This window comes from Microbacterium sp. W4I20 (assembly GCF_030816505.1).
GTDB lineage: Bacteria > Actinomycetota > Actinomycetes > Actinomycetales > Microbacteriaceae > Microbacterium.
In genome coordinates this window covers 4167106-4181137 of the sequence record NZ_JAUSYB010000001.1, presented here as the reverse complement: position 1 = coordinate 4181137, position 14032 = coordinate 4167106, and the positions used below count along the sequence as shown (strand labels likewise).

The following is a 14032-nucleotide window of genomic DNA, read 5'->3' as shown; positions in this document are numbered from 1 at the left end:
AAAACGACTGAACGAGGATAATTTGGCATTTGACAAGTGCACGCTGTTGAGTTCTCAAGGATCGGATGCTCCCACGACCCAGCCATCACAGCCAGGCCCGAAGGGCAACTTCTCTATCTTAGCCATCCCGACTCGCTTGTCAAACCGGCGCGCCATGCGGATCTGAGATCCGCTGCGCAGCTGGTTTCAGCTGCAGAAGGGGTGGATCTCCCATCCTAGACGCAAGCGTCTGATCTCTCAAGAGAGAGTGGATCGGGAGGTGGTTCTCCGCTTGAGGGGGGTGAAGCTCTGGGCTTCTCCGCTTCCCTGTGGGGCGAACAAGTAATAAGTTACGGGGGTTTCGGGGTTCTGGCAAATCGGGCCACCCCGCCCGGGCGTGTCGTCGTGCATGGCGGAGGGGTTTCGCCCGGATCAGCCCGTGTTTTCCTGCCTGGGGCCGGCGAGAGTACGATCGCGCCATGCTCTCGCTCCCTGATCTGCGCCCCAGAGCCTGCGATTCGGCGCACCCGACTTCCGAGGACCACGAGTGAGTGCCCGCCTCCTGTTGTCACAGCTCTGGGAAGAGCTCGGGGAGGACGCGGGCGTTCTTGACAGCGTCATGGAGCCGAGTACCCCGGTCCCTCTGCACTCACGCCTCGCCACCGGACAGCTCGCTTGGGCCAGCGTCGCCCTTGCGGTACTCGCTTCGCACAACGATCCCGCCATGATCGACCCCGTGCGCATCGCCACGGCCTACCGGAGCGATCGGGTTCTGCGGATCGACGGGCAGGCGCCCCCGGTGTGGTCGCCGCTCTCTGGCTTCTGGGAGACGGACGACGGGTGGGTCCGTACCCACGGCAACTACCCCCATCACGCGGCGGCACTGCGCGCCGGACTTCGGCTGAAAGAACCCGCCGATGCCGATGACGTGCGCTCGGCGGTCAGTCGTATGACCGCCGCCGACGCGGTCTCCGCCATCACGTCGACCGGCGGCCTCGCCGTTCCCGTCCTCGAGGAAGACCGCAGCGAGGATGCCCGGCTCCGCCAGCATCCGGTTCTCGACATCCGCAAGCTCGGTACGCATGCCGCACCCCGTACGCCTCGTGTCGGTGCAGCCCCGCTCCCCCTGTCCGGGGTACGCGTGCTGGATCTCACACGAGTGATCGCCGGCCCCGTCTGTACGCGAACCCTGGCTCTGCTCGGTGCGGACGTGCTGCGGATCGATCCCGCGACCATGGCGGAGCCGTCTTGGCAGCACCTCGACACCGGCCACGGCAAGCGGACCGCGCTGCTGGACGCGAGGTCACCCCGCATGAGGGAACTCCTGGCCGATGCCGATGCCGTGGTGCTCGGCTACCGTCCGGATGCGCTCGATCGGCTGGGACTCGCGCCGGAGGCACTGGCGCAGCAATACCCGGGTCTCATCATCGCTCAGCTCAGCGCCTGGGGTCTCGATCACCCCGATCGCGCCGGGTTCGACAGCCTCGTGCAGGCCGAGTCCGGGATCGCGATGATCGAGTCCCGCGACGGTTTCCGGCCGGGAACACTTCCCGCCCAGGCACTCGACCACAGCGCCGGCTATCTCCTCGCAGCCGCAGTCATCGCTCTGCTCCGACGCCGTGATCGCGAGGGCGGCACCTGGTTCGTCCAGGCCTCACTCCGTCGCGTCGCCGCCGAACTGCTGGGCATGACCCGCCGCGTCGAGCCCGCTCTCGACTCTCTGATCGACGATCCGTCGCACACCGCGCACTTCCGCGTCGGCGACAGTGACCTGATCACGGCTCGTCCGGCGTTGCCCGGCCTGGAGTTCGCAGCGCCACGACCCTGGGGGCAGGATCAGCCGCGCTGGTGAGGTCGCCGGCTCAGCGACAGGGCCACGCAGAGCAGCAGGGTGATCGCACCCCAGAGTGCGCAGGCGGGAGGCAGCACTCGATACGCGAGATGCTGCACGGTGAATTCCGCATCGAGCGGACCGAGCACGACCAGTCCGAGCACCCAGGCACCGATGAGGATCACCGGCAGCGACAGCCACCACGCCACGCGCACCCCGCCCGGCAGCCGCTGATCGATCAGCGAACGCGGCGCCTGGCGACGCACTCGGAGCAGCGCCCACACCCCGATGATCGCGAGCCCGAGCACGCTCGACCCGTGCTGCAGCCACTTGAAGCCCGCGAGCGGACCCCACATCTCGTCGAGGGCGGGGAACAACTGCACTCCCCATCGCCCCTCGTGAGTGAAGAGATCCCAGATGATGTGGGAGATCACCCCCAGAACCAGCGACACCGCGAGAAGCAGCGGATACCCGCGTCGCTCCCCCGCTCCCACCGCCCGGCTCGCCGCGGGAAGCCCACTCGTCGACCAGCCCGTCGGCAGCCGACGGGCGAGCCATCGCGGAGCGAGTTCCGGTATGGCGGGGCGCAGGACGACACGCCAGACCAGGAACAGCACGAAGGCGAGCAGTGAAGTCCAGACCACATTGACGGGTGTGTGCATGAACGAGTAGTTCAGGCCGACTCCGCGGAGGAACAGCGGCAGATCCGGCGTCATCGCACCGATCGCGATCGCCGCCGGCACCAGAGGGGTGCGGACGAACGGCAGCGCGACGACAGCGTGACTGGCAGTGAACGGCATCCTGGCTCAGCCGATGAAGACGCCCGCGAGTGTCTTCTTGCCACGGCGGAGCACGGAGACTCCGCCGGGAAGGGACCCCTGCACGGTGGCAGCCTCATCGTCGATCCGTTCGCCGTCGAGCGAGACCCCACCCTGTGTGATCGCGCGCCGCGCCTCACCCAGACTCGATACGAGCCCGGTCGCGACCAGCGCCTCGACCACGGGCGTGCCCGCAGCGGCCGTCGCGTGTGGAAGCTCTTCCAGCGCGGTCCGCAGCGTCGACGCATCCAGTGCGGTCAGGTCCCCCTGACCGAACAGAGCATCGGATGCCGCGATCACGGCCGCCGTCGCATCGAGGCCGTGCACGGTCGCGACCACCTCGAGCGCCAGACGCTTCTGCGCCGCACGACGGAAGGGTTCGGATTCGACCAGCGCCGCGTATTCCTCGATCTCGGCACGACTCAAGAAGGTGAAGACCTTCAAGCGATCGATGACGTCGGCGTCGGAGCTGCTCAGCCAGAACTGGTACATCCGGTACGGGCTGCACATCTCCGGGTCGAGCCAGATCGCATTGCCCTCGCTCTTGCCGAACTTGGTGCCGTCGCTGTTGGTGATCAGCGGTGTGCCGATCGCGTGCGCGGCGACGCCCTCGGCCCGACGGATGAGGTCGGTGCCGCTGGTGAGGTTGCCCCACTGATCGGAACCTCCGGTCTGCAGCACGCAGCCGTACTGGCGGTAGAGCTCGAGGTAGTCCATCCCCTGCAGGATCTGGTAGCTGAACTCGGTGTAGCTGATGCCCTCATCCGACGCGAGGCGCGCGGCGACGGCATCCTTCTTCAGCATCGTGCCGACCCGGTAGTGCTTGCCTATCTCGCGCAGGAAGTCGATCGCCGACATCGGCGCCGTCCAGTCGAGGTTGTTCACCATGCGGGCAGCGTTCTCGCCCTCGAAGCTGAGGTACCGCTCGACCTGTGTGCGCAGACGGTCCACCCACTCAGCGACGGTCTCTGGTGTGTTCAGCGTGCGCTCGGCCGTGGGCCGGGGGTCGCCGATGAGACCCGTCGAACCGCCGACCAGCCCGAGCGGCTTGTGCCCGGCGAGCTGGATGCGACGCATCGTCAGCAGCTGCACGAGGTTGCCCAGGTGCAGGCTCGGAGCGGTCGGGTCGAACCCGCAGTAATACGTGATCGGGTCTCCCGCGAGAAGGGCGCGCAGCGCCTCCTGGTCGGTGGACACATGGACGAGGCCACGCCACACCAGTTCGTCCCACACGTTCTCGAACGTGGGATCGATCGCCGGAGTCGCGGTCGTCAGAGCGGGAGTTGACACGCGCTCCAGGCTATCAGCGCCCGTCGGATCAGCTGTGCGCAGCCCACCACACCAGGAACGCCGCGCTCAGCGCGATCACCCAGCTGACGAGGCTGCCGACGAGGAAGTACTCGGCACGCGCGCCGGTCTCTCCGTCGCGCGAGATCTCGGGGAATCGCACGATCCCCTTGGCCGCCAGCATCGCGGCGAGGAGGGGGTAGGCGGCGGCGAGGGTGAGGATCATCACGATCGTGCGCTCGAGCGGGCCGATCAGGCGCCCGCCCTTGAATCCGCCGCGCGGGTCGGAGGGCGTGGTCGGGGAGGGAACGATCGCGGTCCCGGGTTCGGCGCCGGGGGACGGCTCAGGGTTCGTCGGCGCCGCGGTCGTCGGCGCAGGCGAGACCGGAGCGGTCTGTGTGGGCTCAGCCGCGGCCTCCGGCTCAGCCGGTCGCCAGGTGTGCTCTCCGTCGAGAGCGGCGCGCACCACGAGATTGGAGGACTCGAGGAGGAAGACCCCGGCCCCCAGCACGAGCATCGCGAGATCGAAGGAGACCTCGCCGAACGGCGAGCGCAGCGTCCAGACATCGCCGATGAGTCCGGCGTCGGGCCGCGCTCCGAGCGAGACGACCGCGCCGACGCTGAGCACTCCGAGGAGGACGGCCGGCCAGAAGCCCAGCGGAGCCCGGCGTTCATCCGGCATGCACCAGATCCAGAGCGCACCCACTGCGAGAGCAGCGATCATGGGGAGCAGAGCGTCGCTGACGCTCCCCAGCACCAGCAGCAGCACGGCCACCGTGAGGAAGCCGATCCAGCGACGCGGCGCGAACTGACGGACGAGGTCGACCGCGCCGACGGCCAGAAGGACGAAGCCGGCGACGATCATGCGTCTCCCCCTCGGAGGGCGGAGACACCCTCGAGGAGCGCCGCGGCACCGGCGCTGCGCAGCGACTTCGAGACGCTCGGCTGAGAGATGCCCTCTGCCGCCGCGAGCTCGTGCTGTGACCTGCCGATCAGACGGCCGTAGGTGAGTCGGCGCTCGCGCTCGCTCATGGCGCCGATCAGCTCGTCTCGCACGAGGAGGTAGGCGTTCGATGCGGCGATCGTGCTCTCCATGACCTCATCCTGCCCCGGGGCACCGACAATCCAGGTCCGCGCGCGCGGTATGGCGCGCCCTTCCCTGGCGTGGACGGTCTCGATGGCGGCCCTGGCGGCATACCAGCCGGGACCGTCGGCGAGTTCGCCGTGCACCGACGCGACGGCCGACACCTCCCCGACTCCGATGCCGAAGCGGAAGGCGATCCCATCCGGCAGCCGCAGTTGCAGCATCAGCAACGCGGTCAGGGCTTCGCCGAGATCGCGATAGACACCCTGCTGCTCATCGCCCACCGTCGGCGTGAGCGGCTGCGCGGCGAGCGGAAGATCTGCCTCCACGCCGGCGATCGTCTCATCCAGTACGCGCTGCGCAGCAGTGCGGTCGTCGAGCTTGCGTGAGCCCACGATGTCGGCGAGTACGGCGATGACCATGTCATAACCATATCACGCATAACTTTGTTTTATGCATTGATGGGTTATATATTGAGAACATGCCTGAAACGCACATCATCCCCTGGAACGCCGGAACCTGGACCAACGCCCCGGCATCCGTCATCGCAACCGAACTCCTCGAGGTCACCGCCGCGGAGGGCAGCGACGCCTGGCGCCACACCGCCTACGGCTTCGTGCATGACACCGAGCATGCGCTGGTGGCCCCGCTGGCTGTCGGTGAAGCCGTCGACGTGTCCTTCCGTGCACCGTGGGAGGGCCAGTTCGATCAGGCCGGAGTCTTCGTGCAGATCGACGCCGAACACTGGATGAAGGCCGGCGTCGAGTACGCCGACGGGCACCTCGGACTCGGCGCGGTGGTCACAGCCGGCGGGTCGGACTGGTCGGTCGGCCATGTGGACGAGTGGCTCGAGAGCGAGATCACCGTGCGTGTGAGCCGATGGGCGGATGCCCTGATCGTGCGAGCCCGCGCAGACGACGGGCCCTGGCGACTCGTGCGCGTCGCGCCCTTCGACGGCGAAGCCGCGGCATCCGCCGGTCCGTTCCTCGCCGCCCCCACCCGGGCCGGCTTCACGGTGGGATTCACCCGCTGGGCGGCATCCGCGGCCGACGGCGAGCTGCACTGAGGCGCGGGGGTCCGGGGGTCGGGGCGGGAGCGGAGGACGATTCGCGGAGCCGGTGACGATTCCCGGATGAATCCCCGGCGGACTTCCCGAGAATCGTCGGACACTCCGTGAAACGTCGACTCACAACTGTCCTCCACATCCTCGAGCCGCGCCGCACTTGTTCCCGACGGCGAATATGGCGCCCGTCAACGACGACCCGGGAGCCATCTTGGGGTCATGCTTTCAGCCAAGGACACGATCGAACGCCTCGGGGGTATGGCGCGAGGGCGTCAACTCCTCTCCTTCGGATTCACGAGGCAGCATCTCGCCGACCAGGTCAGACACGGAAACATCCAGCGCGTGCGCAACGGAGTGTTCGCCACACGCCCCCTCGGCAAGAATGAGAGCGCCGCGACCGCCCACGGCGGGGCTCTGACGTGCGTGAGTGTGCTGCGCGACGCAGGTATCTGGGTGCTCCCGGCAGAAGATGGTCCGCACGTCTGGCTCAGACCAAAGCAACATCCGCTCTCGCACCTGCACTGCACCTGCGTGTCTCATTACTACGACGGTCTCCCTCCGCTTGGGTCCGCCAGCATCGAGATCGCACTCCGGCATCTCCGCCGCTGTGCCGGAGATGAAGCGTTCTTCGCGGCGTACGAGTCGGCTTGGCGGCTCCAGAGACTCTCGAGGTCGGTGCGGGCGCGACTTCGCGCGTCATTGCCCATCACCGCGAGGTGGCTCCTCGATCTCGCGCGCCCGGATGCCGACAGCGGTCTGGAATCGCTCCTCCGCCTGAGACTCCATCTCCTCGGTCTTCGACTCGACTGCCAGATCGACATCGCCGGGGTCGGCCGAGTCGATTTCGTCGTCGCCGGCGCGCTCATCCTCGAGGCCGATGGACAGGAGAACCATGGCTCCGACACCCTCCGACACCACGATCGGGTTCGGGATGCCGCGGCATCGCGCCTCGGCTACGAAACCTTGCGGTTCGACTACGCCCAGATCGTGCACGACTGGCCGACCGTGCAGGCGGCAGTCATCGGCGCGCTCCGCAGGGTGCGGATGCCACGCTGACGTTTCACGGTCCCGACGACATCTCACGGAGCGATTCAAGTAGATCCATCCGCGAAACGTCGGATGCTCCGCGAAACGTCAGCCGTCAGACCCGCCGCGGCCGCCCCGCCGCGCCCCGCCGCGCCACCGCGCCGACTACAACCCGAGGGCGTGCGCTGCGGCCTGAGCCCGGGCGACGAGTTCGGCCCGCTGCTCGGTCACCCGCACCGGAGCCGTTCCGCCGACACCGGTGCGCGAGGCCACAGACCCCTCGATCGTCAGCACCTCGCGAACGGCCGGCACCAGGTGCGGGGAAACGGACAGCAGCAGCTCGTCCGAGGCATCCTCGAGCCCGATGCCCTGCTCCTCGCAGGCCCGCACGAGCGCGCCCGAGATCTCGTGCGCGTCGCGGAACGGCACCCGCTGCTTCACCAGCCACTCGGCGACGTCCGTCGCGAGCGAGAAGCCCTGCGGCGCGAGCGCCGCCATCCGCTCGGTGTCGAAGCGCAGCGTCGCGATCATGCCCGCGAACGCCGGCAGCACGACCTCGAGCGTCTGCACCGAGTCGAAGACGGGCTCCTTGTCCTCCTGGAGGTCGCGGTTGTAGGCGAGCGGCAGGCCCTTGAGCGTCGCCAGGAGGCCGGACAGGTTGCCGATGAGTCGACCCGACTTCCCGCGCGCCAGCTCGGCGATGTCGGGGTTCTTCTTCTGCGGCATGATGCTCGAGCCGGTCGAGTACCCGTCGTCGAGGGTGACGAAACCGAACTCGCGCGTGTTCCAGAGGATGATCTCCTCCGCGAGCCGAGAGATGTCGACCCCGGTCATGGCTGTGATGAAGGCGAACTCCGCCACCACGTCACGCGCGGCGGTGCCGTCGAGAGAGTTCTCCGACGGACGGTCGAGGCCGAGCTCCGTCGCCACGAGGGCCGGGTCGAGCCCGAGCGTCGAGCCGGCCAGCGCTCCCCCGCCGTACGGCGAGACACCAGCGCGTCGACGCCAGTCCACGAGCCGTTCGAGTTCGCGCACCAGCGGCCAGCCGTGCGCCTGCAGGTGGTGGGCGAGCAGGACCGGTTGCGCGTGCTGCAGGTGCGTGCGTCCCGGCAGGATCGCTTCGGGGTGCGCCTCGGCCTGAGCCACGAGGGCGTCGATCACCCGCAGGATGTCGCGGGCGATCACCCGGGCGTGGTCGATCAGATACATGCGCACCAGGGTCGCGATCTGGTCGTTCCGGCTGCGGCCGGCGCGCAGGCGCCCGCCCAGTTCCGGTCCGAGTTCCGCGATCAGCGCCTGCTCGAGCGCACCGTGCACGTCCTCATCGGTGGGCACCGGCAGCAGCGAGCCGTCGGCGACCTTGCGGGCCACGGCATCCAGTCCGGCGTGCATCTGCTCGGCTTCATCCGGCTCGAGATACCCGGCAGCGGCGAGCGCGGTCGCGTGCGCATGGGAGCCGGCGATGTCGTAGGGGGCGAGGATCCAGTCGAAGTGCGTGGAACGGCTCAGCTCCACCAGCTCCGGCGAGGGGCCAGTGGCGAAGCGGGCACCCCAGAGCGCGCCCTCGTTCGTTCCCTCATGGGTCGAGTCGCTCATCACGCCTCCTTCTTGCCGAGCAGCCACACAAGCAGTGCCTTCTGGGCGTGCAGGCGGTTCTCCGCCTCGTCCCAGACGACGCTCTGCGGGCCGTCGATGACCGTGGAGTCGACCTCGTAGCCGCGATCAGCGGGAAGGCAGTGGATGAAGATCGCCTCGGGGTCGGCGAGGGTCATCGTCTCGGGCGTCACCTTGTAGCCGCCGAGGTCGCGGATGCGCGCGAGCTTCTCCTCCTCCTTGCCCATCGACACCCAGGTGTCGGTGACGACAACGTCGGCGCCCGCTGCGGCCTCGACCGGGTCGGTGTAGAGCGCGATCGAACCACCGGTCTCGGCGGCGCGGCGATCGGCATCCTCGATCACGTCGGCACGCGGCGCGTAGTCGGCCGGCGAGGCGATGCGCACGTGCATGCCCGCGGTCACGCAGGCCAGCGCGTAGGAGTGCGCCATGTTGCTCTGCCCATCGCCGTAGAAGGTGAGCGTGAGGCCCTTGAGGTCGCCCTTGTGCTCACGGATCGTGAGCAGGTCGGCCAGCAGCTGGCAGGGGTGGAAGTCGTCGGACAGCGCGTTGATGACCGGAACCCGCGTGCCCTCTGCCATCTCCTCCAACCCCGACTGCGCATAGGTGCGCCAGACGATCGCGGCGACCTGGCGCTCGAGCACGCGCGCCGTGTCAGCGGGCGTCTCCTTGCCGCCGAGCTGGCTGTTCGCCGTCGAGATGATCAGCGGCGAACCGCCGAGATCGGCGATACCCACCGCGAACGACACCCGGGTGCGGGTGGAGGACTTGTCGAAGATGACCGCGACGGTCTGCGGACCGGCGAGACTCTTGTCCGACCAGCGGTCCTTCTTCAGCTCGATGGCGAGATCGAGGATCTCCGCCTGCTCGGCGGGCGAGAGGTCGTCGTCTCGCAGCAGGTGGCGGGTCATGCGGAAACCTTTCCAGAAACGGATGCTGACACGTCGGAGAGTGCAGCGGTGAACAGCTCGCGGAATTCGGCGAGTTCGGCGTCGCCGATGGTGAGGGCGGGAGCGATGCGGACGGTCTCGGGGTTGGCGGCGTTCACGATCAAGCCGCGCTCCTGGGCCGCAGCGACCACGGCGCCCGCCATCGGCTCGGTGAGCGCGACGCCGATCAGCAGACCGCGACCGCGGACCGCGGAGATCAGGGGCGATCCGATGCCGAGGATCGACTCGCGCAGTTCCCCCCCGCGGCGAGCAGCGTTCTCGACGAGCCCGGCCCGCTCGATCTCGGCGAGCACGGCATCGGCCACGGCCGTCGCCAGCGGGTTGCCGCCGAACGTGGAGCCGTGGGAGCCCGGGGTGAACAGCGCGCTGGCCGACCCGTAGGTGACGAGCGCCCCGATCGGGAACCCGCCGCCGATGCCCTTCGCGAGCGTGATGGCGTCGGGCGTGATGCCCTCGTGGTTGAAGCCGAACCACTGGCCGGTGCGACCGGCTCCGGTCTGGATCTCGTCCACGATCAGCAGGGCACCGTGGGTGAGGGTGAGCGAACGCGCCGCGGCCAGATACCCCTCCGGCAGTTCGACCACACCGGCCTCGCCCTGGATCGGCTCGACGATGATCGCCGCGACCCGGTCGTCCATGGCCGCGTGGAGAGCTTCGATCGTCGCGGGGATGTGCTCGACTCCCCCGGGCATCGGCTCGAACGGCGCGCGCATCGAGGCCTTCGCCGTCATGGCGAGCGATCCCATGGTGCGACCGTGGAAGCCGTTCTCGAGGGCGAGGATGCGCGGGCGCTCGGTGCCGCCGTGCAGACGGGCGAGCTTGAAGGCCGCCTCGTTGGCCTCGGCGCCGGAGTTGGAGAAGAACACGCGGCCGTCGATGCCGGCGCCGGCGAGGCGCTTGAGCCGCGCCGCGAGTGCGAGCTGCGGTGGGGTGGCGAAGTAGTTCGAGACATGGGACAGCGTCGCGGCCTGCTTCGAGATCGCCTCGACGAAGACCGGATGCGAGTGACCGAGCGAGGTCACGGCGATGCCCGCGAGGAAGTCGAGGTAGCGTCGGCCGTCGGCATCCCACAGGGAGGAGCCCTCACCGCGGGTGAGCAGTGCCAGCCGGTCCCCCGCGTTCTGCACGAGATCGCGGTCCACATCGTCCTGCCAGACGGTCATGCCGTCACCTCCGTCTTTCCGAGTACCACTTCGGTTCCGATTCCCTTGCTGGTGAAGAGCTCGACGAGCACCGAGTGCGGCACCCGTCCGTCGATGATCGCCGCAGCGTCCACGCCGCCCTCGACGGCGTCGAGACAGGCGCGCATCTTGGGGATCATCCCCGATTCGAGCGTCGGCAGCATCTCGATGAGCTGCGCCGCCGTCAGATGCGACACGAGCGAGTCGCGGTTGGGCCAGTCGGCGTAGAGGCCGGGGACGTCCGTGAGGACCACGAGCTTGCGGGCTCCGAGAGCCACGGCGAGCGCTGCCGCAGCGGCATCCGCGTTCACGTTCAGAGACTGGCCGGGGTGATCGAGGTCGGGCGCGATGCTCGAGACCACGGGCACGCGTCCGGCGGCGAGGTGGTCGAGCACCGGCGTCGGATCCACTTCGACGACATCGCCGACGCGGCCGAGGTCGACCTCGAGCCCGTCGATGACCACGCCGCGTCGGCGACCGCCGAAGAGCCCGGCGTCCTCGCCGCTGAGGCCGGTGGCGATCGGGCCGTGCGAGTTGATCTTCGACACCAGTTGCGGGTTCACCTGTCCGGTGAGCACCATGCGCACCACGCTGATCGCTTCGGTGTTCGTGACACGGTAGCCGCCCTTGAACTCGCTCGGGATCTCGAGCCGCTGCAGCATGTCGGAGATCTGCGGCCCGCCGCCGTGCACGACGACCGGCTGCACCCCGACGTTGCGGAGATAAGCGATGTCCTGCGCGAAGGCGTCCTGCAGCTCTTCGGACACCATGGCGTTGCCGCCGTACTTGATCACCACGATCTGATCGCGGAACTTCTTCAGCCACGGCAGCGACTCGATCAGCGTGGTCGCCTTCTGCGCAGCGACCTCGGCGGGGGTGTCCTGGATGTCGGTCATGAGGCGTACGCGCTGTTCTCGTGCACGTAATCGTGGGTGAGATCGTTGGTGAGGATCGTCGCCGTCGCGTCGCCCGACTTCAGATCGATCACCAGGTGCGTGGCGCGCGGGGTGAGGTCGACCTCCTCGCGCGGCCGGTCGGGACCGCCCTCGCTGCACACGCGCACGCCGTTCATCCAGACGTCGACGTCGTACGGGTCGAACTGTGCGCCGGTGGTGCCGATCGCGGCGAGCACCCGCCCCCAGTTGGGGTCGTTGCCGAAGATCGCCGCCTTGAAGAGGTTGTTGCGGGCGACGGAGCGACCGACTTCGACCGCGTCCTTCTCGGATGCCGCGTGCTGCACCTCGATGGTGATGTCGTGGCTGGCGCCCTCGGCGTCGCCCTGCAGCTTCACGGCGAGTTCGAGACAGAGCTCGGTGAGTGCGTCCGCGAAGTCGTCCGGGTCGGGAGCGATCTCGGAGGCGCCGTTGGCGAGCAGCGTGACCTGGTCGTTGGTCGACATGCAGCCGTCGGAGTCGAGGCGGTCGAAGGTCTGCCCCGTCGCCCGGCGCAGCGCCTCGTCGGCCTGAAGCGGCTCGAGGACCGCGTCGGTCGTGATCACCACGAGCATCGTCGCAAGCCCGGGCGCCAGCATCCCTGCGCCCTTCGCCATGCCGCCGATCGTCCAGCCGTTCCGCGAGACGACAGCCGTCTTCGACACGGAATCGGTGGTCATGATCGCCTCCGCGGCGGCCTGGCCCCCGTCGGCACTGAGCGCCGCGATCGCCTGGGCGGTGCCGTCGAGCACCTTGCCGCGGAAGACCTCATCGCCCACGCCGATCAGCCCGGTCGAACAGATCAGCACGTCGCCGGCGCTCACTCCGAGCAGCTCGCCCGCCTTCTCGGCGGTCTGATGCGCGGTCTGGAATCCGAAGCTGCCGGTGAAGCAGTTCGCGCCGCCGGAGTTGAGCACCACGGCCTCGACCACACGGTCGGCGACGACCTGCTGCGACCAGATGATCGGGTTCGCCTTGGCACGGTTGCTGGTGAAGACGGCAGCGCCGACCTTGCGGGGTCCGCGGTTCACGACCACCGCGACGTCCGGCTTTCCGGTCGACTTCAAGCCGGCGGCGACACCCGCCGCCTCGAATCCTGCGGGGGCGGTGACACTCATGGTGCGACTCCGTTGACTGAGAGGGCGCGGCCTTCGGGAAGGCCGAGCGCGAGATTCATGGACTGGACGGCCGCTCCCGCGGTGCCCTTGACGAGGTTGTCGACCGCGGTGACGACCGTCACCCGGTTCGCCGCGCGATCGATCGCGAGACCGATCAGCGCGGTGTTGGCGCCGAGCACGTCGGCGGTGCGCGGGAAGCGCCCCTCGGGGAGCAGTTGCACGAAGGTCTCGTCGCCGTAGGCGCTCTCCCATGCCGCGCGGATCTGCGCGTCGCTCACGCCGTCGACGATCGGGGCCGTCGAGGTCGCGAGGATCCCGCGCGACATCGGCACCAGCACCGGAGTGAACGAGATACGGACGTCCTGGCCCCCCGCCGCGCCCAGCGCCTGCTGGATCTCCGGGATGTGGCGGTGGGTGCCGCCGACCGCGTAGGGGTTCGCGCTGCCCAGGATCTCGCTGGCGAGCAGGTTGGTCTTGAGGCTCTTGCCCGCACCCGACGGTCCGACCGCGAGCACCGAGACGATGTCGGACGGGTCGATCACCCCCGCAGCGATACCGGGGGCGAGGCTGAGGCTCACCGTGGAGGCGTTGCACCCGGGTGCCGCGATGCGTGTCGCTCCGCGCAGGTGCTCGCGCTGCTTGCCGCCGGCGACCAGGAGCTCGGGGACCCCGTACGTCCACGCGTCGTGGAACTCACCGCCGTAGAAGGCGTCCCAGGCGGCGCGGGAGGTGAGTCGGTGGTCGGCTCCCGCGTCGATCACGAGCGGGGTGTCTCCCAGCGCGTCGGTGTACTGCCCCGACTGCCCGTGCGGGAGTGCCAGCACCACGATGTCGTGCCCGGCGAGCGTCTCGGGAGTGGTGTCCTGCAGAGTGAGATGCGCGAGCGAGCGCAGGTGCGGCTGGTGGTCGACGAGGGGCTGCCCGGCATTCGAATGCGCCGTGACGGTGCGGATCTCGATGTCGGGATGATCGGCGAGGAGGCGCAGGATCTCGCCGCCCGCATAGCCGGATGCGCCGGAGACGGCGACGGAATACGTCATGCTTCTACCTTAACGGTCGGGCCCCCGAGGAATCCGGGGCCATGGGCGGGGCCGGAGGCGGCGACCTCGGCACTCGACCGCCACGCGCACGCGGGCAGGAGTACGGGGT

General features: G+C 68.8%; 13 protein-coding genes. 3 read left to right on the top strand and 10 right to left on the bottom strand.

Annotation, left to right across the window (positions count from 1 at the left end):
• Nucleotides 1-703: 703 nt before the first annotated feature.
• Nucleotides 704-1831, top strand: a complete 1128-nt coding sequence (locus tag QFZ21_RS20365) for a CoA transferase (RefSeq protein WP_307381159.1) — start codon at nt 704-706, stop codon at nt 1829-1831.
• Here the strand turns inward: QFZ21_RS20365 and QFZ21_RS20360 are convergent.
• The 4 genes from QFZ21_RS20360 to QFZ21_RS20345 are packed head-to-tail and all read right to left on the bottom strand — an operon-like array spanning nt 1816 to nt 5421.
• Nucleotides 1816-2610 (bottom strand): DUF4184 family protein, encoded by a 795-nt coding sequence (locus QFZ21_RS20360; RefSeq protein ID WP_307381157.1) that lies wholly within the window; start codon nt 2608-2610, stop codon nt 1816-1818. The two genes, QFZ21_RS20365 and QFZ21_RS20360, sit on opposite strands and share 16 nt — an antisense overlap.
• Before the next feature lie 6 nt (nt 2611-2616).
• Entirely contained in the window at nt 2617-3918 is a 1302-nt protein-coding gene (tyrS, locus tag QFZ21_RS20355; protein ID WP_307381155.1) for a tyrosine--tRNA ligase, read from the bottom strand.
• A gap of 28 nt (nt 3919-3946) precedes the next feature.
• A complete protein-coding gene (locus QFZ21_RS20350; RefSeq protein WP_307381152.1) occupies nt 3947-4780 on the bottom strand; it encodes a hypothetical protein in 834 nt (277 codons plus the stop codon).
• A complete protein-coding gene (locus tag QFZ21_RS20345) occupies nt 4777-5421 on the bottom strand; it encodes a SatD family protein (protein ID WP_307381150.1) in 645 nt (214 codons plus the stop codon). The genes QFZ21_RS20350 and QFZ21_RS20345 overlap by 4 nt, the downstream gene beginning before the upstream one ends.
• A gap of 59 nt (nt 5422-5480) precedes the next feature.
• Between QFZ21_RS20345 and QFZ21_RS20340 the strand changes: the two genes are divergently transcribed.
• On the top strand, nt 5481-6065 hold the full coding sequence (locus QFZ21_RS20340) for a DUF1349 domain-containing protein (RefSeq protein ID WP_307381148.1): 585 nt from the start codon (nt 5481-5483) through the stop codon (nt 6063-6065).
• A 216-nt stretch (nt 6066-6281) separates the two neighbouring features.
• A complete protein-coding gene (locus QFZ21_RS20335) occupies nt 6282-7118 on the top strand; it encodes an endonuclease domain-containing protein (protein WP_307381146.1) in 837 nt (278 codons plus the stop codon).
• A gap of 135 nt (nt 7119-7253) precedes the next feature.
• On the opposite strand, the gene argH is transcribed toward QFZ21_RS20335, so the two are convergent.
• From argH to argC, 6 genes are read right to left on the bottom strand one after another with little or no spacing between them, the layout of a single operon-like run.
• Nucleotides 7254-8684, bottom strand: coding sequence for an argininosuccinate lyase (gene argH / locus QFZ21_RS20330; protein ID WP_307381145.1), 1431 nt, complete (start codon nt 8682-8684; stop codon nt 7254-7256).
• The gene (gene argF / locus QFZ21_RS20325; RefSeq protein ID WP_307381143.1) at nt 8684-9613 is read right to left on the bottom strand and encodes an ornithine carbamoyltransferase; all 930 of its coding nucleotides are present in this window, start codon (nt 9611-9613) and stop codon (nt 8684-8686) included. Before argF ends, argH begins: the two co-directional genes overlap by 1 nt.
• A complete protein-coding gene (locus QFZ21_RS20320) occupies nt 9610-10815 on the bottom strand; it encodes an acetylornithine transaminase (RefSeq protein ID WP_307381141.1) in 1206 nt (401 codons plus the stop codon). The genes argF and QFZ21_RS20320 overlap by 4 nt, the downstream gene beginning before the upstream one ends.
• On the bottom strand, nt 10812-11729 hold the full coding sequence (argB, locus tag QFZ21_RS20315) for an acetylglutamate kinase (protein ID WP_307381139.1): 918 nt from the start codon (nt 11727-11729) through the stop codon (nt 10812-10814). The genes QFZ21_RS20320 and argB overlap by 4 nt, the downstream gene beginning before the upstream one ends.
• Nucleotides 11726-12883, bottom strand: coding sequence for a bifunctional glutamate N-acetyltransferase/amino-acid acetyltransferase ArgJ (gene argJ / locus QFZ21_RS20310; protein ID WP_307381137.1), 1158 nt, complete (start codon nt 12881-12883; stop codon nt 11726-11728). The genes argB and argJ overlap by 4 nt, the downstream gene beginning before the upstream one ends.
• Nucleotides 12880-13923 (bottom strand): N-acetyl-gamma-glutamyl-phosphate reductase, encoded by a 1044-nt coding sequence (gene argC, locus QFZ21_RS20305; protein WP_307381135.1) that lies wholly within the window; start codon nt 13921-13923, stop codon nt 12880-12882. Before argC ends, argJ begins: the two co-directional genes overlap by 4 nt.
• Nucleotides 13924-14032: the final 109 nt, after the last annotated feature.

Coding starts and splice junctions, on each gene's coding strand:
- QFZ21_RS20365 (WP_307381159.1), top strand. CDS start 704: ATGATCGACCCCGTGCGCATCGCCACGGCCTACCGGAGCGATCGGGTT.
- QFZ21_RS20360 (WP_307381157.1), bottom strand. CDS start 2,610: ATGCCGTTCACTGCCAGTCACGCTGTCGTCGCGCTGCCGTTCGTCCGC.
- QFZ21_RS20350 (WP_307381152.1), bottom strand. CDS start 4,780: ATGATCGTCGCCGGCTTCGTCCTTCTGGCCGTCGGCGCGGTCGACCTC.
- QFZ21_RS20345 (WP_307381150.1), bottom strand. CDS start 5,421: ATGGTCATCGCCGTACTCGCCGACATCGTGGGCTCACGCAAGCTCGAC.
- QFZ21_RS20340 (WP_307381148.1), top strand. CDS start 5,481: ATGCCTGAAACGCACATCATCCCCTGGAACGCCGGAACCTGGACCAAC.
- QFZ21_RS20335 (WP_307381146.1), top strand. CDS start 6,282: ATGCTTTCAGCCAAGGACACGATCGAACGCCTCGGGGGTATGGCGCGA.
- argH (WP_307381145.1), bottom strand. CDS start 8,684: ATGAGCGACTCGACCCATGAGGGAACGAACGAGGGCGCGCTCTGGGGT.
- argF (WP_307381143.1), bottom strand. CDS start 9,613: ATGACCCGCCACCTGCTGCGAGACGACGACCTCTCGCCCGCCGAGCAG.
- QFZ21_RS20320 (WP_307381141.1), bottom strand. CDS start 10,815: ATGACCGTCTGGCAGGACGATGTGGACCGCGATCTCGTGCAGAACGCG.
- argB (WP_307381139.1), bottom strand. CDS start 11,729: ATGACCGACATCCAGGACACCCCCGCCGAGGTCGCTGCGCAGAAGGCG.
- argJ (WP_307381137.1), bottom strand. CDS start 12,883: ATGAGTGTCACCGCCCCCGCAGGATTCGAGGCGGCGGGTGTCGCCGCC.
- argC (WP_307381135.1), bottom strand. CDS start 13,923: ATGACGTATTCCGTCGCCGTCTCCGGCGCATCCGGCTATGCGGGCGGC.